Raw genomic sequence first — 23,445 nt, 5'->3', positions numbered from 1 at the left:
GAGCAGCCAACCACCTCATGGATTGGGGCAAAGGCCGAATCGGGCAGCAACACAACGCTCTCCAGCACCGTTGTGCAGCGCACAAAAAAGGGACCTTGCGGTCCCTTTTCGGAGGAGCTGTCCGTGCACTGCCGCACGGGCGCCCTGGCTCAGCCCTTGATGTGGGCGGCCGTGGTGGTGCGTGCTGCGTGGGGGCCCATGGACTCCACCCAGCTGCGCACGCGCTCGGCGTCGCCCAGGCGGCTGAAACGGCCGGCCGAATCCAGGAACACCATGATCAGCTTGCGCCCCGAGACCCTGGCCTGCATCACCAGGCAGCGGCCCGCTTCCGAGATGTAACCGGTCTTTTGCAGACCGATGTCCCAGTTGTCGCTCTTGACCAGGCGGTTGGTATTGTTGAACTGCATCATGCGGTTGCCCACCGCCACCTCGAAACCGGGCGACGTGGACAGCTCGCGCAGCAGCGGATCGGCATGGGCCACATTCACCAGCACGGCCAGATCATGGGCACTGGACTGGTTGCTGCTGGACAGGCCGGTCGGCTCGATGTAGCGGGTATCGTTCATGCCCAGCAGCTTGGCCTTGGCATTCATCTGGCGCACAAAAGCCTGCAGGCCACCCGGATAGCTGCGCCCCAAGGCATGGGCAGCACGGTTTTCGCTGGACATCAGCGCCAAGTGCATCATCTCGCCGCGCGTGAGCGTGGTGCCCACCCGCAGACGGGAGCTGCTGTGCTTTTCGGTGTCCACATCATCCTGGGTGATGGTGATCTGCTCGTCCATGGGCAGCTTGGCTTCGGAGATCAGCAAGCCCGTCATCAGCTTGGTCAGCGAGGCAATGGGCAGCACCGCATGGTCGTTCTTGCTCAGCAGCACTTCCTTGGTGTCCTGGTCGACCACCAGGGCCACACTGGACTTCAGGTCCAGCGGATCATTCACCATGTGCAGGCCGGCAATCTGGCCAAAGGAAGGACGGGCCACTGCAGCGGCCGTCGCCACAGCGGCCGCCGCTGCAGCGGCACGCACCGGTGCCTTGGCGCTGCGGGCGACCTTGCCACGCGGAGCAGCCTTGGCCACCACGGCCTTCTGGCGTTCGACCTTGACCACCACACGCTTGCGGGGCTCGTCCTTGGCGGCGGCGCGCTTGGAAGCCGTAGTGGACACTTGCTTCTTGGCAGGCTGTTTGCTGGGGGCCGCCTGTACGGACAACGCACAGGAAATGGTGAGAAAAGCCAGTGCTTGGGCAATACGGCCGTGTGCGGATCGGCTGGGGGGATGCATTCAATGCTCCAGGCGGCTAAGAAATTGGGATGCTGCAGCGCAAAAATACAAGTAAATCAGTAACTTGCATTCAAGTCCGCATGACGTTTATCAAATTATATTCTTGGTACAAATTTTTGCATCCTGTTTTTTTGTAAAACCGAAGCGCACACTTCGCATACAGACTGGTTGCCCACGTAAAAAAGCCCTGCCAGGCAAAAATGGCAGGGCTTGACAGAGGGTTATAGACCACTGGCCATTCCCTCCGTCCGGGGTCCATCTCAACAGGATCAGGCGGCCACAGGCTGCCCTTGGGGGGCGCGGCGCAGGCCCGACAGAATGGCGCGGATCGAGGCGGAAACGATGTTGGCATCCTTGCCCACGCCGTGCACCACCTCGGAGTCATCCACCCGCACTTCCACATAGGCAATGGCCTGGGCATTGGCACCCTCGCCCACGGCGTGTTCGCTGTAGTTCAGCACGCGCACGGAACGGCCCACGGCATTGCTCAGCGCTTGCACAAAGGCGTCGATCGGGCCGGTGCCTTCACCTTCCAGCTCCAGGCGCTGGCCTTCCCAGTCCATGGCTGCCGACAGGGTCACCACACCATTGTCTTCCTGCAGGCGGTACTGGGGGGTACGGAATTCACCCAGACCGTATTCACGCTGGAACAGCGACCACAGGTCGGCAGCGGTGAGTTCCTTGCCCGAGGCGTCCATCTCGCGCTGCACCACCTGGCTGAATTCGATCTGCAGGCGGCGGGGCAATTGCAGGCCGTATTCGCTTTCGAGCAGGTAAGCGATGCCACCCTTGCCCGACTGGCTGTTCACGCGGATCACGGCTTCGTAGCTGCGGCCCAGGTCCTTGGGGTCGATGGGCAGATAAGGCATGTCCCAGATCTCGCCATCCCGGTATGCGGCGAACGCTTTCTTGATGGCATCCTGGTGCGAGCCCGAGAACGAGGTGTAGACCAGATCGCCCACATACGGGTGGCGTGGGTGCACGGGCAGCTGGTTGCAGTGCTCCACCGTGGCGCGGATGCCGTCGATGTCGGAGAAATCCAGCCCCGGGTTCACACCCTGGATGTACATGTTCAGGGCCACATTCACCACGTCCAAATTGCCGGTGCGCTCGCCATTGCCGAACAGGCAGCCTTCCAGGCGGTCTGCGCCAGCCATGATGGCCAGCTCTGCCGTGGCGGTGCCGGTACCGCGGTCATTGTGCGGGTGCACCGACAGCACCACGCTGTCGCGGCGCTCGATGTGGCGGTGTGTCCACTCCACCATGTCGGCAAAGATATTGGGCGTGGAGTGCTCCACCGTGGTCGGCAGGTTGATGATGCACTTGTTCTGCGGTGTGGGCTTCCACACGGCGGTCACGGCATCGATCACGCGCTTGGAGAATTCCAGCTCGGTGTCCGAATACATCTCGGGCGAATACTGGAAGGTCCACTTTGTCTGGGGATAGGTGGCGGCGATGTCCGTGAACATCTGCGCATTGGTGGTGGCCAGTTCGACGATTTCGTCTTCGCTCATGTTCAGCACCACACGGCGCATCACGGGGGCCGTGGCGTTGTAGAGGTGGACGATGGCACGGGGCACGCCTTCCAGTGCTTCAAAGGTGCGGCGCACCAGGTGTTCACGCGCCTGGGTCAGCACCTGCACGGTGACGTCATCGGGGATACGGTTTTCCTCGATGAGCTTGCGCATAAAGTCGAATTCGATCTGCGAAGCCGAAGGGAAGCCCACTTCGATTTCCTTGAAGCCGATTTTCACCAGCTGTTCGAACATGCGGATCTTGCGTTCGATGTCCATGGGCTCGATCAGCGCCTGGTTGCCATCACGCAGGTCCACGCTGCACCAGACCGGTGGCTTGGAGATCACCGCATCGGGCCATGTGCGGTCGGTCAAGCGCACGGGAGCGAAGGGGCGGTATTTGGTGGCGGGATTCTGCAACATCGAAGAGATCTTTCTTTAGTGACTCAAGAAAAGTGGCCTGCTTCCCAGCGACTTCAAAAACAAAACGGCCCGTCGCTGGTGCTGACGGGCCGTGGAAGTAGGTGGTTGTACGCGCGCGCTACTGGCTCTGCCCGTTGGACATGAAGATTAGTAGAGCTAGCGACAGGTTTTGCATGCGGATCACTTTAGCACAACTGGCACGGCACAGCCGCATTTATTTGGTAACGATCAATCATCCTGGTGCAGACCGCGCTCGTCCGGCTCATCCTTGGACGTGGAGACAATGCTGACCTGGTGGCCCTGCGAGCGGCGCCAGGCGTAGATCACATAGCCGGAGATCGAGTAGCCCACGAAGATCAGGAACAGCATGGTGGCAGGCTCGATGCTGACCACACCGATCAGCAAGGCCACCACCACCAGGCTCACAAACGGCACGCTCTTGGCGCCGCCGATGTCCTTGAAGCTGTAGTAGGGAATGTTGGTGACCATGGTCAGGCCGGCGAACAGCGTGATGGCGAACATGATCCACGACAGGTCGGCGCGGTCCGTGGGGTAGCCGCCAAACCAGGAAATCACCTCACCGAAGATGGGCACATCGCGGTGCGACACCATCAGCGCACTGGTCAGCCAGATGAAACCCGCCACCAGGGCCGCGGCAGCAGGCGATGGCATGCCCTGGAAGTAGCGCTTGTCGACCACGCCCGTGTTCACATTGAAGCGCGCCAGGCGCAGCGCCGCGCAGGCGCAGTACACAAAAGCTGCAATCCAGCCCCAGCGGCCCAGCGGGCGCAGCGCCCATTCATAGGCGATCAGCGCCGGTGCAGCGCCGAAGGACACCATGTCGGACAGCGAATCCATCTGTTCGCCAAACGCGCTTTGCGTGTGCGTCATGCGCGCCACCCGGCCGTCCAGGCTGTCGAGCACCATGGCGCAGAACACGCCCACGGCCGCCAGCTCGAACTGGTTGTTCATGGCCATGACGATGGCATAAAAGCCACCGAACAGCGCGGCCAGCGTGAACAGGTTGGGCAGCACATAAATGCCCTTGCGCAGCCTGCGCGGCTTGACGGCCACGGCGTCGCCGGATTCGTTCTCGTTTTGCATCAAACTGATCTCCTACGCCACAACCGCTTTCACGGGCAGCTATCAAAACCGTAGTATTTTAGGCGCATGCCTGTGGCAGCGCGCGATGGAGTGCAGTGTACCCGGGCTGCGACAGCCCGCCGCAGGCCATGGCCGCAGCCTGCCACACGCATAAAAAAAGCCACCTTTGCAGGTGGCCTGGCCGTGCACCGGTTCGCCCGCCACCTTGCGGCAGCAGGCGGGTGCAACGCGATCAGTTCTTGGACTGGTCGACCAGCTTGTTCTTGGAGATCCAAGGCATCATGGAACGCAGCTGACCGCCGACCTGCTCGATGGCATGATCTGCGTTCTGGCGACGGCGTGCAGTCATCGAAGGGTAGTTCAGACGGCCTTCGCTGATGAACATCTTGGCGTATTCACCGCTCTGGATGCGCTTGAGGGCATTGCGCATGGCCTTGCGGGATTCTTCGTTGATGACTTCGGGGCCAGTCACGTACTCACCATACTCGGCGTTGTTCGAGATGGAGTAGTTCATGTTGGCAATGCCGCCTTCGTACATCAGGTCGACGATCAGCTTCAGCTCGTGCAGGCATTCGAAGTACGCCATTTCGGGGGCGTAGCCGGCTTCGGTCAGGGTTTCGAAGCCCATCTTCACCAGCTCCACCGCGCCGCCGCACAGCACGGCCTGCTCGCCGAACAGGTCGGTCTCGGTTTCTTCCTTGAAGTTGGTTTCGATGATGCCGCCCTTGCCGCCACCGTTGGCCATGGCATAGGACAGGGCCACGTCACGGGCCTTGCCGGACTTGTCCTGGTAGATGGCGATCAGGGAAGGCACGCCGCCGCCCTTCAGGTACTCGGAGCGCACGGTGTGGCCTGGGCCCTTGGGGGCGACCATGATCACGTCCAGGTCGGCACGGGGCACCACCTGGTTGTAGTGCACGTTGAAGCCGTGGGCGAAGGCCAGGATGGCGCCTTGCTTGATGTTGGGCTCGACGTTGTTCTTGTACACCTCGGGGATGTTCTCGTCGGGCAGCAGGATCATGACCACGTCAGCGGCCTTCACGGCGTCGTTGACTTCCATGACCTTCAGGCCGGCCTTGCCGACCTTGTCCCAGGAGGCGCCGCCCTTGCGCAGACCAACCACGACGTTCACGCCGGATTCGTTCAGGTTTTGCGCGTGTGCATGGCCTTGGCTGCCATAGCCGATGATGGCCACGGTCTTGCCCTTGATCAGGCTCAGATCACAGTCTTTGTCGTAGAAAACTTTCATGGTTGGCTCCAGTTGCTTGTTGGGGTAGGTGTTGGGTCGAAAAAAGGGGATTGTGTACGACCAGGCTTACAACCGGGTCATGGCCGCGTCAGCAGCGCTCCACAGGCACAGGGTTCAGACGCGCAAGATGCGTTCGCCGCGGCCGATGCCGCTGGCACCGGTGCGCACGGTTTCCAGAATGGCGGTGCGGTCGATGGCTTGCAGGAAGGCATCGTTCTTCGACTGGTCGCCGGTCAGCTCCACGGTGTAGCTTTTTTCGGTGACGTCGATGATGCGGCCGCGGAAGATGTCGGCCATGCGCTTCATCTCTTCGCGCTCCTTGCCCACGGCACGCACCTTGACCATCATCAGCTCGCGCTCGGTGTAGGCGCCTTCGGTCAGATCGACCACCTTCACCACCTCGATCAGGCGGTTCAGGTGCTTGGTGATCTGCTCGATGACGTCGTCCGAACCGGTGGTCTGGATGGTCATGCGCGACAGCGACGGGTCTTCCGTCGGCGCTACGGTCAGGGATTCGATGTTGTAGCCGCGGGCCGAAAACAGGCCGACCACGCGCGACAGGGCTCCGGGCTCGTTTTCGAGCAGCACGGCAATGATGTGTTTCATAGGTCCAGATTCCTCTTTTCGCCGCCCTCCCCTGACACCGGTAAGTGCCAGGCTTGGCGGACAATAGATTCGTCAATAAAAAGTGGCTTGCCGCGTAGGCACGCTGCCATCCTCCGGAAACCGGCGCTGCGTGTGCAGCCGCCCGGTTTTCCGGAGCAGGGCTTACAGGTCGTCGGCGCCCAGCAGCATCTCGGTGATGCCCTTGCCGGCCTGGACCATGGGGAAGACGTTTTCGGTCGGATCGGTGCGGAAGTCCAGGAACACGGTTTTGCCTTCTTCACGCACGATGCGGCGCGCTTCCTGCAGCGCGGATTCGACCTGGGCCGGATCTTCGATCAGCATGCCGCGGTGGCCATAGGCCTCCGCCAGCTTGACGAAGTCGGGCAGCGAATCCATGTAGCTGTGGCTGTAGCGACCGGAGTATTCAATCTCCTGCCACTGGCGCACCATGCCCAGGAAACGGTTGTTCAGCGCGCAGATGACCACCGGCGTGTTGTACTGGAAGCAGGTGGCCAGCTCCTGGATGTTCATCTGGATCGAGCCTTCACCCGTGATGCAGAACACCTCGGATTCAGGCTTGGCCAGCTTGATGCCCATGGCATAGGGCAGGCCCACCCCCATGGTGCCCAGGCCGCCGGAATTGATCCAGCGGCGCGGCTCGTCAAAGCGGTAGTACTGTGCAGCCCACATCTGGTGCTGCCCCACATCGGAGGTGATGTAGGCGTCGGCATCCTTGGTCAGGTTCCACAGCGTTTCCACCACGTACTGGGGCTTGATGACATCGCCGTTGCCGCGGTCGTACTTCAGGCAGTCGCGGTCGCGCCAGCCTTCGATGGTATTCCACCACTGACCCAGGGCCGCGGCATCGGGCTTGGCAGCACCTTCGCGGATCATGGCGATCAGCTCGGTCAGCACATCCTTGACGTCGCCCACGATGGGCACATCCACCTTCACGCGCTTGGAAATGGAGGAAGGATCGATGTCGACGTGGATGATCTTGCGCTCCACCGACATGAAGTGCTTGGGATTGCCAATCACGCGGTCATCAAAGCGCGCGCCCACGGCCAGCAGCACATCGCAGTTCTGCATGGCGTTGTTGGCTTCGATGGTGCCGTGCATGCCCAGCATGCCCAGGAACTTGCGGTCGCTGGCCGGATAAGCCCCCAAGCCCAGCAGCGTGTGGGTGACGGGGTAACCCAGCAGGTCCACCAGCTGGCGCAGCTCGTTGCAGGCATTGCCCAGCAGCACGCCACCACCGGTATAGATATAGGGACGCTTGGCGGTCAGCAGCAGCTGCAGCGCCTTGCGGATCTGACCGGAGTGGCCCTTCTTCACCGGGTTGTAGGAGCGCATCTCCACGCTCTGCGGGTAACCGGAATAGGTCGCCTTCTTGAAGGACACATCCTTGGGAATGTCGACCACCACGGGGCCGGGACGGCCGGTGCGGGCAATGTGGAAGGCCTTCTTCATGGTGGCCGCCAGATCGCGCACATCCTTGACCAGGAAGTTGTGCTTGACCACCGGGCGCGTGATGCCCACGGTGTCGCATTCCTGGAAGGCGTCGGTACCGATGTAGTTGGTGGACGTCTGGCCGCTGATCACCACCAGAGGGATGGAGTCGGTATAGGCGGTGGCAATGCCGGTGACTGCATTGGTCAGGCCGGGGCCGGAAGTGACCAGCGCCACGCCCACTTCACCGGTTGCACGGGCAAAGCCGTCTGCCGCATGCACGGCCGCCTGTTCGTGGCGCACCAGCACATGCTGAATCGAATCTTGTTTGTAGAGCGCGTCGTAGATGTACAACACCGCACCGCCGGGATAGCCCCACAGGTGCTGGACGCCTTCGGCCTGCAAGGCCTTGACCAGAATTTCGGCGCCCATCAATTCCTGGGTGCCCGCCTGTGTGGAAGCAGCCGCTGCAGAAGACAGCTCGGCCTTGGAGATTTCCATGATCAACCTTTGTGAATTTCTCTAACGAAAAACCTTGGGTGCCCCTGGCCGCCTCCTTGTGGGAGTGGTTCAGGACTTAGGGCCAAGGACATGGGCGACATGAGTGGACGCCGGACCGTGACCCGTTTGCCTTTTTGAAATGCAGCGAACATTATCGCACTGCAACACGCATTTGTACCGTTCATGCCGAAAATTCAAATGTAAATGCGATAATCGCGTTTTCTCCGGGCCGCACCGCGGCCTTCGCCTCCCCTTGCGGCCCCTGCCTTGGCTACTGAACAAGAACTGTCCCAATTCCTCAAAGACGTGGAAAAACGTGCTTTCAAGCGCACGGTATTCCACGTGCGCGACGAGGACTCTGCACTCGACATCGTGCAGGACAGCATGATCAAGCTGACCCAGCATTACGGGGACAAACCGCCGGAAGAGTTGCCCATGCTCTTTCAGCGGATCCTGTCCAACAGCACGCTGGACTGGTTCCGCCGCCAGAAGACGCGCAACGCCCTGTTCACCAACATCGGGGACTTCGAGCAACGCGACGGCGAAGACGATGGCTACGACTGGCTGGAAAGTCATGCCAGCGACACTGCACAGAAAACCGTGCAGAGCGCCGAAGATTCAACACAGCGCGCTCAGGTTTTGCAGAGCATCGAAAAAGAGATACAAGAACTGCCAGCACGTCAACGCGAGGCCTTCCTGATGCGTTACTGGGAGGAAATGGATGTTGCAGAAACGGCTGCGGCCATGGGCTGCTCCGAAGGGAGCGTCAAAACCCACTGTTTTCGCGCCATCCAGACCCTCAGCAAGGCATTGAAGGCCAAAGGAATCGAGTTATGACCACCAGCATCTCCACCGAAAGTGTTGCCGATCGTTTCGGCCGCAAGATCGCTGCACGCCTGAGCGCCGGTCAAGCCGATCTGCCCTATGTCGTGACCGAGCGCCTGCGCGCCTCCCGCGAGCAGGCCCTGTCCATGCGCAAGCGCGCCGTCAGCACCATCGCCCGTCCGGCACAGGAAGCGACCCTGCACAGCGTCCAGATGGGCGCCGACGGCTCGGCGACCCTGGGCACCGGCCCGTCGGGCTGGATGCCGCAGTGGCTGCGCCATGCGCTCACCGCGCTGCCCATCGCCGCCATGGTGGCCGGCATTGCATTCATCGGCGTGCAGCAAGATGCCAGTTCCACCCTGGAAGTGGCCGAACTCGACACCGAGCTGCTGACCGACGCGCTGCCGCCCGACGCTTACACAGACCCTGGCTTCATCCAGTTCCTGCAAAGCAACCCGTCCACCCCGGCGCACTGACGCCCAGTTTTCTGCCTGCATGCCCACCAGCCCACTGAACGCCTCCTCCACCCTGACCCGCGCCGCCACCACTGTGGCGGCTGCTGTGTTGTTGGGCCTGGCGATCGGCGGCGGCTGGGTGGTGTCGCAGGTGCGCATGGCGCCCAGCGCCGTGCCGGCCGAGATGTCCGTCTCGTCGGCCACCGGCAAAGCCCGCCGCTCGCTGTCGGCAGGCACCCACCAGACCCTGCAGCGCGCCAGTTCGGGCCCCGGCTGGAACGAACTGACAGGCGCGCAGCGCGAAGTGCTCGCCCCCCTCAAGGAGCGCTGGAGCACCATGGGAGAGTTGACCAAGCGCCGCTGGATCAGCCTGGCCGACGGATTTGACCAATTGCCCCCCGAAGACCAGGAAAAGCTGCAGCAACGCATGCAGACCTGGTCCAGCCTGAGCGTCCAGCAGCGCAACCAGGCACGCCTGAACTTCTTCACCAGCCGCCAGCTCTCGCCCGAGGATCTGCAAGCCAAGTGGGATGCCTACCAGGCCCTGAGCTCCGACGAAAAGCGCCGCCTGGCCGCCAAGGCCGCCCCCAAGACCCGGGGTGCCGCTACGGCCCTGCGCCCGCAGTCCAAACGCAAGCTGGCCACCATTCCCGCGGCCAGCAACACACCGCAGACCGTGGCCAACCCGCCCAAGATCCTGCTGCCACCACCCCAACCGCCGGTGCGCCAGCAGCCGGCACCTACGGCACCGGTGATCCCTCCCGTGGCGCCCCCCCCGGTGCAGACTGCTCCGGTGGTGGTGCCCCAGGCAGCCCCCGTGATCAGCCTGCCGCCTTTGGGTGACAATGCCCCCCTTGAGCAAGTGACCGACAGAGACGCTTCCGTCAGCCACTCGCACCCCGATTTCCCTCCCATCCACTCCCCGCAGTAAGCAGGGCAGACCTGCCCCGCCCGCTCCGGTCGCGGGAGCGCTGGCCGGCGGGCGCGGTTCTGCAGCGGCGCATACCCCCATGCGCCTCCAGCACGTGCCGCACCGGTTCGCCCTGACGCTGCCGCCTGGATTTTGATCGCCGTTCCGTGAACACCGTCGCCCCTCCCTCCACCGCCCCCCTGAACCTGCAAGCTCCCAGCCTGCGCCGTCGCATGGCCTGCTGGCTGTATGAAGGGCTGCTGCTGTTTGCCTTGCTCTTTATCGCCGTGCTCATTCAGGGGGTGCTGGGCCTGCTGATTCCGGCGCTCCAAGGTGCCCATGTGCTGCAGGTGGTGCTGTTTGTGGTGTTTGGCGCCTACTTTGTCTGGTTCTGGAGCCGCGGCGGGCAGACCCTGGCCATGAAGACCTGGCGCATCCAGGTGGTCGACCCTGAAGGTCACCCGCTGACCCGCGTACGCGCCCTGGCCCGCTATGCGCTGTGCTGGCTGTGGTTTCTGCCCCCGCTGGCCGCCGTGGCACCATTTCACCTGCCCGCCATCGAAAGCACCGTACTGGTCTGCGGCTGGGTGCTGGTCTGGGCCGTGCTCAGCCGCTTTCACCCGCAGCGCCAGTTCTGGCACGATGTGCTGGCCGGAACCCGTCTGACATCGGTACAGTCCTGACACCTTGCTTCACCCGACGCCATGACCGCACCGACACCATTTGACAACCCGCAGAAGCAGCGCACCGGGCTCACCCGCATCCTGCATGCCGGCGCCTATTCGCTGGCCGGCCTGCGCGCAGGCTGGAAGGAAAAAGCCTTCCGCACCGAAGCCATCCTGGCCATCGCCCTGCTCCCCCTCGCGCTGTGGCTGGGCCAGAGCTGGCTGGAGCGCATGTTCCTGGCCGCCACCGTGCTGCTGGTGCTGATCACCGAACTGCTCAACAGCGCAGTGGAAGCCGCCATCGACCGCATCGGGCCGGAATGGCACCAGCTGTCCAAGAACGCCAAGGACATGGGCAGTGCTGCCGTGCTGCTGAGCCTGCTGCTGTGCGGCGCCGCTTTTGTTTCTGCCTTATACGCGCGCTTTGCCGCCGCTTTGTTTGCATGACCGCCACCACCACCCCCGCTTTTTCGATCTGCGTCTACTGCGGCTCCCGTCCGGGAGAGAACTCCGCCTACACCGAAGCCGCCACTGCGGTGGGCCAGTGGATTGGCAAGCTGGGCGGCCAGCTGGTCTATGGCGGCGGGCGCACCGGCCTGATGGGCACGGTGGCCGAAGCCACGCGCCAGGCGGGCGGCCGCGTGGTGGGGGTGATTCCCCAGGCCCTGGTCGACAAGGAACTGGCCAACACTGCCTGCGACGAGCTGCACATCGTGGCCAATATGCACGAGCGCAAGGCCATGATGGCCGAACGCAGCAACGCCTTTCTGGCGCTGCCGGGCGGCATTGGCACTTTCGAGGAGTTCTTTGAAGTCTGGACCTGGCGCCAGCTGGGCTACCACGACAAGCCCATCGGCCTGCTGAACACCGTTGGCTACTATGACCACATGCTGCAGTTCCTGGACAGCAGCGTGGCCAGCGGTTTCATGGGCCCCTGGCAGATGGACCTGATCCGCCACGGCACCGACATCGGTGCGCTGCTGCAGGCCCTGGTTGAAGAGGCGGGCCTGGCGCCCGAAAGCCAGAACCTGCGCGGCAAAATCTGACCCCACCACCCCATGCCATCCGCAAAAAAAGCAGCCTCAGGGCTGCTTTTTTTGATGGAGAAGTGGTCGCTCTGCTGGATATCGCAGCTTCCGATCCCAGCGGTTACCCGATCGGTGCGCTGCTGAAACTGCGGAAATCCTGCCCACTGTCGCACCCGCTGGCCTGAAAAGGCCGCCGGCTCAGATGGCGGCGTTGTCCAGATCACCGGTGCGGATGCGCACCACACGCTCCACGGGGGTGACAAAGATCTTGCCGTCACCGATCTTGCCCGTGCGGGCAGCGGCCACCACAGCATCCACGCAGCGGTCCACATCTTCGGTGGCCACCACCACGTCGATCTTCACCTTGGGCAGAAAGTCCACCACGTACTCCGCACCACGGTACAGCTCGGTGTGGCCTTTCTGACGGCCAAACCCCTTGACCTCCGTCACAGTCAAGCCCGTCACGCCGCATTCGGCCAGTGCTTCGCGCACCTCTTCCAGCTTGAACGGCTTGATGATGGCGGTGATCATTTTCATAGTGGGATTACTCCAGAGCTAGGTTGTGAAATTTGCGGTGCGCCCACGGGCTTCAGGCCCGGAACGCGTTGGTAATCGGGTAGCGCCAGTCCTTGCCGAAGCTGCGCGGCGAGACACGGATGCCCACCGGCGCCTGGCGGCGCTTGTATTCGTTGATGCGGATCAGCCGCGTGACCCGGTCCACATCCGCAGCAGGATAACCGTCGGCCACCAAGGATGCCATAGGCTCGTCATTTTCCATGTAGCGGACGATGATGGCATCCAGCACCTCATACGATGGCAGGCTGTCCTGGTCCTTCTGATCCGGGCGCAGCTCGGCGCTGGGCGGGCGGGTGATGATGCGTTCCGGAATCGGATTGGCACCGGTGCCGTAAGGGTCGTTGGCATTGCGCCAGCGCGCCAGGTCGAACACCCGGGTCTTGAGCACATCCTTGATCACGGCAAAGCCACCCGCCATGTCGCCATACAGCGTGCAGTAGCCGGTGGCCATTTCGCTCTTGTTGCCCGTGGTCAGCACCACGGAACCATGCTTGTTGGACAAGGCCATCAGCAGCGTACCGCGAATGCGGGCCTGCAGATTCTCTTCGGTGGTGTCTTCTGCCAGACCGGCAAAGTCGCTGGCCAGTGCGGCCTTGAAGGCTTCGAACTGCGGTGCAATGGCGATTTCGTCATAGCGCACGCCCAGGCGTTCGGCCATGTCGCGGGCGTCAATCCAGCTGATGTCCGCCGTGTACGGCGAAGGCATCATCACCGTGCGAACCCTGTCCTTGCCCAGCGCGTCCACGGCAATCGCCAGCACCAGGGCGGAGTCGATGCCGCCGGACAGACCCAGGACGGCGCTGGGAAAGCGGTTTTTACCCAGGTAATCGCGCACGCCCAGCACCAGGGCATCCCACAGGGCGGCATCGGGCGTCTGCTCGGGGGCAATGTCGCCTGCCAGCTCTACGGCCCCCTGGACCACCGTGGCACGCAGGGCCACCAGGCTTTCACGGAACGAGGGCCCGCGCACGACCACGGAGCCCTGCCCGCTCACCGCCACACTGCCGCCGTCAAAAATCAGCTCATCCTGCCCCCCCACCAGATGGGCGTAGACCAGCGGCAAGCCGGTTTCGGCCGCACGCTGGCCCAGCACGCGCTCGCGCTCCTGCTGCTTGTGGTGGTGGAAAGGCGACGCATTGAGCACGGCCAGCAACTGGGCCCCGGCGGCCTTCGCGGCCATGGCGGGTGCCGGCTGCCAGGCGTCTTCGCAGATCAGCAGGCCCACGCGCACGCCGGCCAGGTCGATGACACAGCTGCGGTCACCGGGCACAAAGTGGCGCTGCTCGTCGAACACGCCGTAATTGGGCAGGCACTGCTTGTGGTAGCTGCGTTCCACCACGCCACTGCGCAGCACGCTGGCGGTGTTGTAGCGGCGGCGTTCTTCAGGATAGTCCACCACCGTGGGGTGCCCCACCACCAGTGCCAGCCCCGGCCAGGACAGCGTGGCCTGGGCGATGCGCTCCAGTTCGCGGTCGCAAGCCGCCTGGAAGGCCGGACGCAGGTACAGGTCTTCGGCCGCATAGCCGCTCAGAGCCAACTCCGGCGTCAGCAGCAGCTGCGCACCGTCGGCATAGGCCTGGGTGGCGGCATCGATGATTTTCTGGGCATTGCCGGGCAGATCGCCCACGACAAAATTCAGCTGGGCGATGCGAATGGAAAGCGTCATGGAAGGCGTTGGGGCCGAAACGGCCTGCATAAACTGTGCGGAACGAGACCCTGCCTGCGCCCCGCATGACTGAAAAGCCCATTATCACCCGCGTGTTTACCTCCGTGCAGCAGATTGCAGCAACGGCCTGGGATGCCCTGTTGGCACTGCAGGCAACCCCCACCCCCTTCATGCGCCATGCCTACCTGGCGGCCATGCAGGACAGCGGCAGCGCCGTGCGGGAAACCGGCTGGGATGCGCACTTCATCACCCTGTGGCACACCGAGCCGCAGGGCGAGCAAATGGTGGCCGCCTGCCCGCTGTACCTCAAGGCCCACTCCTGGGGTGAATATGTGTTCGACATGGCCTGGGCCCGCGCCTACCAGGAGCATGGCCTGGCCTACTACCCCAAGGCCGTGGTGGCCGTGCCCTTCACGCCCGTGCCCGGCAGCCGGCTGCTGGCCGCCAGCGACGCGCTGCGTGTGCAGCTGGTGCAGGCCGTGCAGGACTGGTGTGCCGCACAGCAGCTGTCGTCCGCCCATGTGCTGTTCGGGGATGCGGCAGACCATGCCGCTCTGCAACAAGTGGGCTGGATGCCGCGCGCGGGCGTGCAGTTTCACTGGCAAAACCGGTCCTCGCCCCTCTCCACGGCCCCTGACGCCCCACCTGCCGAGACGGCCTGCAACCCCACGAGCGGCCCTTATGCCGACTTCGATGATTTCCTGGCCCAGCTGCAGCAGGCCAAGCGCAAGAAAATCCGCCAGGAACGCCAGCGCGTGGCCCAGGCCGGCGTGCAGTTCCAGGTGCTGGCGGGGCGGCAGATCCGCGCGGCCGACTGGGACTTCTTCTACCGCTGCTATGCCCAGACCTACCATGAGCATGGCAACCCACCGTATCTGAGCCGTGACTTCTTCGCCCGCATGGCGCAGGACCTGCCCGGCCACTGGGTGCTGTTTGTGGCTGCACGCGGCGGCCAGCGCATGGCATGCAGCCTGATCGCGGTCAGCGCGGATGCCACACCCGGCCCAGACGACCGCCATGCCGAAGCAGGCGCTGCGGATGCGCTGGCGCATCTGGCCCCACAAGCGCCCACTGCCGCACTGCGCGGTGCCACGGCCTATGGCCGCTACTGGGGGGCACTGGAGCGGGTGGATTGCCTGCACTTTGACGCCTGCTACTACCAGCCGCTGCAGTGGTGCATCCAGCACGGGCTGGCGGCATTTGAAGGCGGCGCCCAGGGAGAGCACAAAATGGCCCGCGCCCTGCTGCCGGTGGCCACGGCCAGCTACCACTGGCTGGCCCACCCGGCGTTTGCCGATGCGGTGGAGCGTTTTCTGGAACGCGAGGGCGAAGGCATGGCCCACTATCTGCAGGAACTGCAGGCCCACAGCCCCCTGCGCCACAGCGCTGGCTAAAGTCTCCAGAGACGTCAGGGATGCTACCGGGGCCCACTGCGGGCCCCGGTGTTCAGAACACGTCGGCAGCCACCGCCGTGGCAGCGGTCTTCTTGCGCAGCCCCAGGCCCAGCACACGCCCCCGCGATCCCACACTGGACGGCTGCGCCGGCACTACCGCGAAGGCCGCCGATGCGCTGGAAGCGCCGTGGTGCACTTCACTGTCGGACAGACGAAAGACCTCCACCGCCTGCAGCAACTCCTGGGCCTGGCGGCGCAGACTGTCGGCCGCAGCGGCGCTTTCCTCCACCAGGGCGGCATTCTGCTGGGTGACGGTGTCCATCTGTGACACTGCCTCGCCCACCTGGGTCACGCCCTGGCTCTGTTCCGCACTCGCGGTGCTGATCTCGCCCACGATGGCGGTCACCTTCTGGATGGAGTCCACCACCTCGGCCATGGTGTTGCCAGCCTTGTCGACCAGTACCGTGCCCCGCTCCACCCGGCCCACGCTTTCGGAAATCAGCGCCGCAATCTCCTTGGCCGCTGCGGCACTGCGGCTGGCGAGGGAGCGCACCTCGCTGGCCACCACGGCAAAACCGCGGCCTTGCTCGCCGGCACGGGCCGCCTCCACGGCGGCGTTCAGCGCCAGGATATTGGTCTGAAAGGCAATGGAGTCGATCACCCCCACGATGTCGGCGATCTTGCGGCTGCTGTCGTTGATGCCGCGCATGGTGGTCACCACCTCGCCCACCACGTCGCCGCCGTGCACGGCCACATCGGCCGCCGTGCGGGCCAGCTGGTTGGCTTCGCGGGCATTCTCCGCGTTCAGGCGCACGGTGGAGCCCAGTTCCTCCATGGAGGCCGCCGTTTCCTCCAGCGAGCTGGCCTGCTCTTCGGTACGGCTGGACAGGTCGGCATTGCCGTTGGCGATCTGGCTGCTGGCCGAGGCCACCCCCTCGGCATTGCGGCGCACCACCCTGACCGTCTCCGCCAGGCTGGACTGCATGCGCTGCAGGGCCGAGAACAGCTGGCCCAGCTCGTCGGTGGTGCGCACGTCGATGCGGTTGTTCAGATCGCCGCCCGCCACCTTGTCGGCCAGGGCCACGGCAAGCTGCAGCGGTGTGCGGATGGAGCGGGTGATCCAGATCCCCGAGATCACGGCCAGTGCCAGCGCCAGCAGCACCGCCACGCCCATCACCCATACGCCGTTGGAAAATGCAGCATCAGCCTTGCGCGATTCGTTGTTGGCATCGTTGGTATTGATTTCGAGCAGCTTGTTCAGCGTAGCCGACGAGGCGTTGTAAAGCTGGAGCGACTCGCCGTTCATGAATTCGCGGGCCTTGTCGTTTTCACCGCTGCGCGACATCTGGAACAGCCGCTCCATCAGCACCACATATTCCTTGCGCTGGGCCAACAGCGTGTCATATGCGCTGCGTTCGGCCTCGGAATACACCAGCGGCGCATATCTGGCCTTGATGTCATCCATGCCGGCCTGTAGCTTGCCCATCTGCTGCTCGATGCTGGCCTTGTATTCCGGACTCTCGTTGTACACATGGCGCAGCTCCAGCAGGCGCGCCTCGATCATGTCGGCCCCCAGCTTGTTGATCAGCTCCACACTGATCAGGTTGTTTCCGGTGATCTGCTTGGTGGCAGCGTTCAGTGTCGACAGCTGCAGCAGCGCCGCACCGGCCACCCCCAGCAGCACGACCACCAGCATCCCGAATGCTGCGGCCAGCCGCGTTGATATCTTCCAGTTCTGCATGTTTCCCTCCCTGTTGTATATCTATGCCCATGGCGGCGCTGCCGCGCGCCATGCCAACGTTGATGGCCCGGCCGGCACTTCAGGCAGCTTGCGCTGCCGTGCGCAACACTCCCATCTCTTGGGCCGTCAGCATGGCGGCGATGTCCACCACGATCAACATGCGTTCGCCCACCTTGGCGATACCCTTGATGAAGGCCCCATCCACCTGGGACTGGCTCTGAAACTGCGGCGCGGGTCGCAACGCCTCGTGCGGGATCTGCACCACGTCGGCCACGGCATCCACCACCACGCCCATCACCGACTGGGCCACATTCAGGATGATCACCACCGTGAACGGCGTGTATTCGGAGCTGGCACAGGCCAGCTTGAGCCGCAGGTCCACAATGGGCACGATCACACCGCGCAGATCGATCACCCCCTTGATGAACGCCGGTGCGTGGGCGATGCGGGTGGGCGTTTCATAGGAGCGGATCTCCTGCACCCGCAGGATGTCGATGCCGTACTCCTCTTCGCCCAGGCGAAAGGTCAGGCACTCAGAAAAACCGGCGCTGGCTGCGTGGTGCTGCGTCATCTGTGTCCTCCCCGGCCTGCGGCCAAACGGTCCTGAACGTGCCGACACCTGTGCCAGGCCCATACTGCAGGCTAATGCAGGGAGCGTGCCAGCAAGCAGCCGCAACAGCCCGCCCGTCCTGCACCCAGAGCCGGACGGCAGAATCTCCCTGCGCCACAGAACCGGCAGGCACCGCGCCTCCAGAGCCACCCACAAAAAACCCCATGCACCGGAGCGGTGGCATGGGGTGGTGAGAGCGGCCTGTCTACAGGCCATTCGGGCATGGAGGCACGCAACGCGGCTGGCCCGCGCAGTGCGGAAAAGACGTTAGAACTGCTCCCACTCGTCGTCCGCAGCGGCCGTGGCTGCAGTGGTGGTTGCCGCGGCAGCCGTGAGTGCCGCCGCCTTGGCCGGAGCGGCACGCACGGGAGTGGATACAGACGGGAGGCCGGCCTGGGCCTTTTGCGGCGCATGGGCTTCGGCAGCAACGGATGCGGGGATGGCCGATGCAGCAGCCCTGCGCGGCACCGCCAGCGGTGCAGAGGCCGTCACAGCAGCCACCGGGAGCGCCCATTGCGCGCCACCGGCGGTGCGGAATCGCGCCACGGCCTGCACCAGATCGCCGGACTGGCGCTGCAGGCTGTCGGCCGCTGCCGCACTTTCTTCCACCAGGGCCGCGTTCTGCTGGGTGGCGGTGTCCATCTGGGTGATGGCATCGGCCACCTGGGACACGCCTTCGCTTTGTTCTGCACTGGCCGCGGTGATCTCGCCCACCAGATCGGTCACGCGGCGGATGGCGCCCACCACCTCGGTCATGGTGGCACCAGCGCGGTCCACCAGCTGGCTGCCGGTCTGCACCCGCTGCACGCTTTCGTCGATCAGCAGCTTGATCTGCTTGGCCGCTTCGGCACTGCGCTGGGCCAGCGTACGCACTTCGCCGGCCACCACCGCAAAGCCGCGGCCCTGCTCACCGGCGCGGGCCGCTTCCACCGCGGCGTTCAGCGCCAGGATATTGGTCTGGAAGGCAATGCCATCGATCACGCCAATGATGTCGGCAATCTTGTGGCTGCTGTCGTTGATGCCGCGCATGGTAGTCACCACCTCGCCCACCACCTCGCCGCCCTGGACGGCCACGGTGGAGGCACTCATGGCCAGCTGGTTGGCCTGGCGGGCGCTTTCGGCGTTCTGCCGCACGGTGGAGCCCAGCTGGGCCATGGCCGCCGCGGTCTGCTGCAGCGCGCTGGCCTGCTCTTCGGTGCGGCTGGACAGATCGCTGTTGCCCTGGGCAATCTCGCTGCTGGCCGTGGCCACCGATTCCGCGTTGTGGCGCACATGCTCCACCACTTCACCCAGGCTGTCGCGCATGGCACCCAAGGCATTGAGCAGCGCACCCATTTCGTCCTTGCCGCCTTGCGGCACGGCCTCCGCCAGGTCGCCCTGGGCGATGCGGCGCGCCACCTGCACCGCCTGCGATGCCGGCCGCGTAACGGCACGTGTCACCAACCAGGCGCACAGCAGCGCCAGCACCACGCTGGCCGCCATGCCGGCCACCACCCACCACCAGGCGGCAGAATAGACCTGCTGGCCCGCCGTGCGGGCACGGTCGGCCTCGTCCAAGCTGTGCTGCATCAGCTTGCCCACGGTCTCGGCCAGTGCCACAAAGCTCACTTCCGCCTGGCCGGCATACAGATTGGAGACGGTGTCGCCCAGCAGCAGATCCCCGCTGCCCTGAGCGTAATCCTTGGCCTGCGCCTCCTTCAGGAATTGCGCATGGGTGTCCAGATAGGCGCTGCGGTTTTGCTGGTAGGACTGCATCAGCTGCTTTTCGGCCTCCGAACGGGGCAGCGATTCATACGACTTTTCCACACCCTGAATCAGCTGCAGCAGCGCTTCGGACTGCTTGGTGATGCTCTGCACCTCCTGCAGACTGTTTGCATTCAGGATGCCGGCTTCCATGCGGCGAAAGCGGTTCCACTGGCCGCGCAGATTGCCGGTATCTGCCACGCTGGGCATGGAATGGTTGCTGACCGTTTCCATTGCGGCGTTCAGCCGCTGGAGCTGCCACAGCGACAGGCCACCGACCACCAGCGTCAAGAACACGACCAGGGCAAAACCACCAAACAGCTTGGTGCCCACCCGCATATCAGACCATCGCAACATACGCCCTCTCCTTGTTGTAAGGAGTGCCAGAGGCACCCGCCCACCACCAAGCCCCGGCAGAGGCCGACCAACGGCGAGCCGACAGATGTTACAAAAAAAACGCGCATTCCCGAAGAGGAACGCGCGTTATCGCGGCGATGGTGTCAGCTTGGCGTGCCCGTCACCCAGGCAGCAGGGACCGGCAATGTCAGCCTGCGAAGGCCGGCCGGTCAAACCATTCTGACAATAGGGATACCGCCTGCGGCGGATCAGCCCTTGTAGGCAGCGATGCCGTCGGTGATTTCCTTGTGGGCCACATCCACGCCCTTCCAGCCCAGCACCTTGACCCATTTGCCCTTTTCCAGGTCCTTGTAGTGCTCGAAGAAGTGGGCGATCTGCTGCAGGGTGAGCTCATGGATATCGCTCAGGTGGTTGATCTTGTCGTAGGAAGGCAGCAGCTTCTGGGTGGGCACCGCCAGCACCTTGCCGTCCACGCCGCCTTCGTCTTCCATCTGCAGGATGCCGATCGCGCGGCACGGCACGACCACGCCGCTGGGCAGGGGGAAGGGGGTCATCACCAGCACGTCCACCGGGTCGCCGTCGCCGGCCAGGGTCTGGGGCACATAGCCGTAGTTCACGGGGTAGTGCATGGCCGTGCCCATGAAGCGGTCCACGAACAGGGCGCCGGTTTCCTTGTCCACTTCGTACTTCACGGGAGCGGAGTTGGCCGAGATTTCGATGATGACGTTGAAGACTTCAGGGGCCTTGGAGCCGGGGGTCACATTGTTCAGAGACATGGTGCTGTGTGGGTGGGTTGAAACAAAAGCCCGCAAGGGGCCAACCCATGCATTTTAGGGGTTCACCCTTGCCGGCTTCTTGCAGCCGCACGGAATATCCGCACCGCCCGGCGCAGCGCCTGCCGCACAGCCCCCCTTCAGCGGGCATGCCCCTGCGCGCCAACACCTCTCAGTTGGCTGGTGCCTGGCGCTGGCGCACCGGGCCGCTGCGCGCCTCGATGGCCTGCTGCACCTCGCGGCGCAGGCCCAGGCCAAAGCCCATCTCCGCCATCACGAACAGCGGACCGATCAGCAGGCCCACGATGTCGTCCATGAAAGCCGGCTTGCGCCCTTCGTAATAGTGGCCGATGAACTGGATCACCCAGCCCACTGCAAACAGGCCCAGGCCCCAGGCCAGCCAGATGCTGGTGGCCTGCTGGGCCAGCGGTGCAGCCACGGCGAGCATGGCCGCCAGCACCGCGGCCATGGTCAGACCGTAGCGCAGGTCCAGCAGCAGGTAATAACTGCAAGCCAGCACGGCGGCAAGCACGGCGGGCGACACCGGCACCCCACCCAGGGCCACGATGTCCAAGGCCGGACGCGACAGCAGAATCACCACGGCCATCTGGATCATGGGGACGCCAAAGAAATGGGTCAGGATGTTGCGCGGATCGCGGTGGTAGTCGGCGTACTGCGACAGCTGGTCGGTCAAGGTTTTCATGGGGCGTCTCCGGCTGGGCTACAGAGCGAAAAATGGGGAGAGAAGTCAAAAAAGCACGCTTGTTCACTTCGGCACATATTCCGGCGCCCGCTGGCATTTGTCCACTGGGGGCATCCCGCGCAGCGGCGGGCCAGCCGGCGACTGCGGGAAATTCCCGAAAGCTCCGCATTTGAGAGCATCCCGTACCCATCTCATGCGCACTGATGCCAGGGCTGAAGGCACCATCGAAGCGCCCGCCTCTCCGTACGCCCACCCCATGACGGCTGCGCGACTGGCGCAGTCCGCGCAGATCGCCACAATGGCCGGCATGCTCTACCACTACATCGCCAATGCCTCCGTCCCGTCCACCTCCGGCCGCACGATCGCGGTGATTGATCCGTCGGACGGCCAGCCATTTGAAGACATCCAGCGCGGCAACGCCGAAGACATCGCCAGTGCAGTTTCTGCGGCGCGCCAGTGCTACGAGACCGTGTGGCGCAAGACGCCGGCCGTGGAGCGCGGACGCCTGCTGGCCCGCCTGTCCGCCCTGGTGCTGGAACACGGCATGGAGTTGTCGGCACTGGAGCAGCGCGACTGCGGCAAGCCCACCAAGCAGGCCCAGGCCGACACCCTGGCGCTGGCGCGCTACTTCGAGTTCTACGCCGGAGCCTGCGACAAGCTGCACGGCGACACCATTCCCTACCAGGACGGCTACAGCGTGCTGACCTGGCGCGAGCCCCATGGCGTGACCGGCCATGTCGTGCCCTGGAACTATCCGATGCAGATCTTCGGCCGCTGCGTGGGCGCAGCGCTGGCAGCAGGCAATACCTGCGTGGTCAAACCGGCGGAAGACGCCTGCCTTTCGGTGCTGCGTGTGGCCCAGCTGGCGGCCGAGGCCGGCTTTCCGCCCGGCTGCATCAACATCGTCACCGGCTACGGCCATGAGGCGGGCGATGCGCTGGCCCGCCACCCGGATGTGAACCACCTCAGCTTCACAGGCAGTCCCCATGTGGGCACGCTGATCCAGCAGGCTGCTGCCGAGCGCCATGTGCCCGTCACGCTGGAGCTGGGGGGCAAGAGCCCGCAGATCGTGTTTGAAGATGCCGACCTGGACGCCGCCATCCCCACGCTCATCAACGCCATCGTGCAGAACGCCGGCCAGACCTGCTCGGCCGGATCACGCCTGCTGGTCCAGCGCAGCATCTACGAGCCGCTGCTGGAACGCCTGGGCGAAGCCTTTGCCGCACTGCGTGTGGGCCCGGCCGCCATGGACCTGGATGTGGGCCCGCTGATCCGCCAGAGCCAGCAGCAGCGCGTGTGGGATTTCCTGTCGGACGCACAGGTGGCGGGCATTCCGGTCGTGGCCCAGGGCCAGATCGTGGAAGAAGCGCCCGAATCCGGCTTCTACCAGGCGCCCACGTTGCTGCGCGATGTGCCGCCCGACCACCGCCTGGCGCAGGAAGAGGTGTTTGGCCCGGTGCTGGCCGCCATGCCGTTTGACGATGAAGCCGACGCCGTCCGCCTGGCCAATGGCACGGATTTCGGTCTGGTGGCCGGTGTGTGGACGCGTGACGGCGCGCGCCAGTTCCGCATGGCGCGGGCACTGCGCTGCGGCCAGGTCTTCGTCAACAACTACGGCGCGGGCGGCGGCGTGGAGCTGCCGTTTGGCGGCGTCAAATCCAGCGGCCACGGCCGCGAAAAAGGGTTTGAAGCGCTGTACGGCTTCACGGTGCTGAAAACCGTGGCCATCCGCCATGGCTGACCGCCGCGGCGCTGCAGCACACTGAGCCGCACCGGACAGCGCGGCGCCGGCTTTTTCGCTAGGATGCAGACCAAATCAGGCTGTTGCGCGCCATCCGTGCGCAGCAGCCGCCATCACGCTATCAAATTCATA

21 protein-coding genes are annotated in these 23,445 nt (G+C 64.2%); 8 read left to right on the top strand and 13 right to left on the bottom strand.

Annotation, left to right across the window (positions count from 1 at the left end; all coding sequences use genetic code 11):
* Window positions 1-149: 149 nt before the first annotated feature.
* The 6 genes from pbpG to B3349_RS02390 all read right to left on the bottom strand — a co-directional run bounded on the left by pbpG (window position 150) and on the right by B3349_RS02390 (window position 8,126).
* Complete coding sequence (pbpG, locus tag B3349_RS02415) at window positions 150-1,280, bottom strand: D-alanyl-D-alanine endopeptidase (protein WP_291586127.1); 1,131 nt, start codon at window positions 1,278-1,280, stop codon at window positions 150-152.
* A gap of 269 nt (window positions 1,281-1,549) precedes the next feature.
* Window positions 1,550-3,217: a 2-isopropylmalate synthase gene (gene leuA / locus B3349_RS02410; protein ID WP_291586125.1), complete on the bottom strand. Its 1,668-nt coding sequence runs from the start codon at window positions 3,215-3,217 to the stop codon at window positions 1,550-1,552.
* A gap of 228 nt (window positions 3,218-3,445) precedes the next feature.
* Complete coding sequence (gene pssA, locus B3349_RS02405; RefSeq protein WP_291586123.1) at window positions 3,446-4,321, bottom strand: CDP-diacylglycerol--serine O-phosphatidyltransferase; 876 nt, start codon at window positions 4,319-4,321, stop codon at window positions 3,446-3,448.
* A gap of 232 nt (window positions 4,322-4,553) precedes the next feature.
* Window positions 4,554-5,570 carry a ketol-acid reductoisomerase gene (gene ilvC, locus B3349_RS02400; protein ID WP_066535630.1) on the bottom strand — a complete coding sequence of 339 codons (1,017 nt, stop codon included), beginning with the start codon at window positions 5,568-5,570 and terminating at the stop codon, window positions 4,554-4,556.
* Between the two features lie 114 nt (window positions 5,571-5,684).
* Window positions 5,685-6,176, bottom strand: a complete 492-nt coding sequence (gene ilvN / locus B3349_RS02395) for an acetolactate synthase small subunit (RefSeq protein ID WP_066535634.1) — start codon at window positions 6,174-6,176, stop codon at window positions 5,685-5,687.
* Between the two features lie 162 nt (window positions 6,177-6,338).
* Window positions 6,339-8,126 (bottom strand): acetolactate synthase 3 catalytic subunit, encoded by a 1,788-nt coding sequence (locus B3349_RS02390; protein WP_291586120.1) that lies wholly within the window; start codon window positions 8,124-8,126, stop codon window positions 6,339-6,341.
* Window positions 8,127-8,393: 267 nt separating this feature from the next.
* Here B3349_RS02390 and B3349_RS02385 point away from each other — a divergent pair, with 267 nt between their 5' ends.
* The 6 genes from B3349_RS02385 (at window position 8,394) to B3349_RS02360 (ending at window position 12,027) form a co-directional block, all read left to right on the top strand.
* Window positions 8,394-8,963: an RNA polymerase sigma factor gene (locus tag B3349_RS02385; RefSeq protein WP_066535637.1), complete on the top strand. Its 570-nt coding sequence runs from the start codon at window positions 8,394-8,396 to the stop codon at window positions 8,961-8,963.
* Complete coding sequence (locus B3349_RS02380) at window positions 8,960-9,427, top strand: DUF3619 family protein (RefSeq protein WP_291586117.1); 468 nt, start codon at window positions 8,960-8,962, stop codon at window positions 9,425-9,427. The genes B3349_RS02385 and B3349_RS02380 overlap by 4 nt, the downstream gene beginning before the upstream one ends.
* Before the next feature lie 19 nt (window positions 9,428-9,446).
* Window positions 9,447-10,337, top strand: coding sequence for a DUF3106 domain-containing protein (locus tag B3349_RS02375; RefSeq protein WP_291586115.1), 891 nt, complete (start codon window positions 9,447-9,449; stop codon window positions 10,335-10,337).
* Window positions 10,338-10,483: 146 nt separating this feature from the next.
* Window positions 10,484-10,999: an RDD family protein gene (locus tag B3349_RS02370; RefSeq protein WP_291586113.1), complete on the top strand. Its 516-nt coding sequence runs from the start codon at window positions 10,484-10,486 to the stop codon at window positions 10,997-10,999.
* Between the two features lie 21 nt (window positions 11,000-11,020).
* Window positions 11,021-11,428 (top strand): diacylglycerol kinase, encoded by a 408-nt coding sequence (locus tag B3349_RS02365; protein ID WP_066535657.1) that lies wholly within the window; start codon window positions 11,021-11,023, stop codon window positions 11,426-11,428.
* Window positions 11,425-12,027: an LOG family protein gene (locus tag B3349_RS02360; RefSeq protein WP_291586110.1), complete on the top strand. Its 603-nt coding sequence runs from the start codon at window positions 11,425-11,427 to the stop codon at window positions 12,025-12,027. Before B3349_RS02365 ends, B3349_RS02360 begins: the two co-directional genes overlap by 4 nt.
* A 180-nt stretch (window positions 12,028-12,207) precedes the next feature.
* On the opposite strand, the gene B3349_RS02355 is transcribed toward B3349_RS02360, so the two are convergent.
* A complete protein-coding gene (locus B3349_RS02355; protein ID WP_066535662.1) occupies window positions 12,208-12,546 on the bottom strand; it encodes a P-II family nitrogen regulator in 339 nt (112 codons plus the stop codon).
* Between the two features lie 52 nt (window positions 12,547-12,598).
* Window positions 12,599-14,251 (bottom strand): NAD+ synthase, encoded by a 1,653-nt coding sequence (locus B3349_RS02350; protein WP_291586107.1) that lies wholly within the window; start codon window positions 14,249-14,251, stop codon window positions 12,599-12,601.
* 65 nt (window positions 14,252-14,316) lie between these two features.
* On the opposite strand from B3349_RS02350, the gene B3349_RS02345 reads away from it, so the two are divergent.
* Window positions 14,317-15,645: a GNAT family N-acetyltransferase gene (locus B3349_RS02345; RefSeq protein ID WP_291586106.1), complete on the top strand. Its 1,329-nt coding sequence runs from the start codon at window positions 14,317-14,319 to the stop codon at window positions 15,643-15,645.
* A 52-nt stretch (window positions 15,646-15,697) separates the two neighbouring features.
* Here B3349_RS02345 and B3349_RS02340 read toward each other — a convergent pair whose 3' ends face one another.
* The 5 genes from B3349_RS02340 to B3349_RS02320 all read right to left on the bottom strand — a co-directional run bounded on the left by B3349_RS02340 (window position 15,698) and on the right by B3349_RS02320 (window position 21,572).
* Window positions 15,698-17,386, bottom strand: coding sequence for a methyl-accepting chemotaxis protein (locus B3349_RS02340; RefSeq protein ID WP_291586104.1), 1,689 nt, complete (start codon window positions 17,384-17,386; stop codon window positions 15,698-15,700).
* Between the two features lie 79 nt (window positions 17,387-17,465).
* Window positions 17,466-17,957 (bottom strand): chemotaxis protein CheW, encoded by a 492-nt coding sequence (locus B3349_RS02335; protein WP_291586102.1) that lies wholly within the window; start codon window positions 17,955-17,957, stop codon window positions 17,466-17,468.
* Window positions 17,958-18,263: 306 nt separating this feature from the next.
* A complete protein-coding gene (locus B3349_RS02330; RefSeq protein WP_291586100.1) occupies window positions 18,264-20,096 on the bottom strand; it encodes a methyl-accepting chemotaxis protein in 1,833 nt (610 codons plus the stop codon).
* 248 nt (window positions 20,097-20,344) lie between these two features.
* Window positions 20,345-20,872 carry an inorganic diphosphatase gene (gene ppa, locus B3349_RS02325; RefSeq protein WP_280013584.1) on the bottom strand — a complete coding sequence of 176 codons (528 nt, stop codon included), beginning with the start codon at window positions 20,870-20,872 and terminating at the stop codon, window positions 20,345-20,347.
* Window positions 20,873-21,041: 169 nt separating this feature from the next.
* A complete protein-coding gene (locus tag B3349_RS02320; protein WP_291586098.1) occupies window positions 21,042-21,572 on the bottom strand; it encodes an Mpo1 family 2-hydroxy fatty acid dioxygenase in 531 nt (176 codons plus the stop codon).
* A gap of 307 nt (window positions 21,573-21,879) precedes the next feature.
* On the opposite strand from B3349_RS02320, the gene B3349_RS02315 reads away from it, so the two are divergent.
* The gene (locus B3349_RS02315) at window positions 21,880-23,313 is read left to right on the top strand and encodes an aldehyde dehydrogenase family protein (RefSeq protein WP_291586306.1); all 1,434 of its coding nucleotides are present in this window, start codon (window positions 21,880-21,882) and stop codon (window positions 23,311-23,313) included.
* Window positions 23,314-23,445 lie beyond the last annotated feature (132 nt).

Origin of the sequence: Comamonas sp. UBA7528 (assembly GCF_002479375.1) — a bacterium.
GTDB lineage: Bacteria > Pseudomonadota > Gammaproteobacteria > Burkholderiales > Burkholderiaceae_C > Comamonas.
Note: the sequence above shows the minus strand (reverse complement) of the source record. Positions and strands in the feature narration are given on the sequence as shown.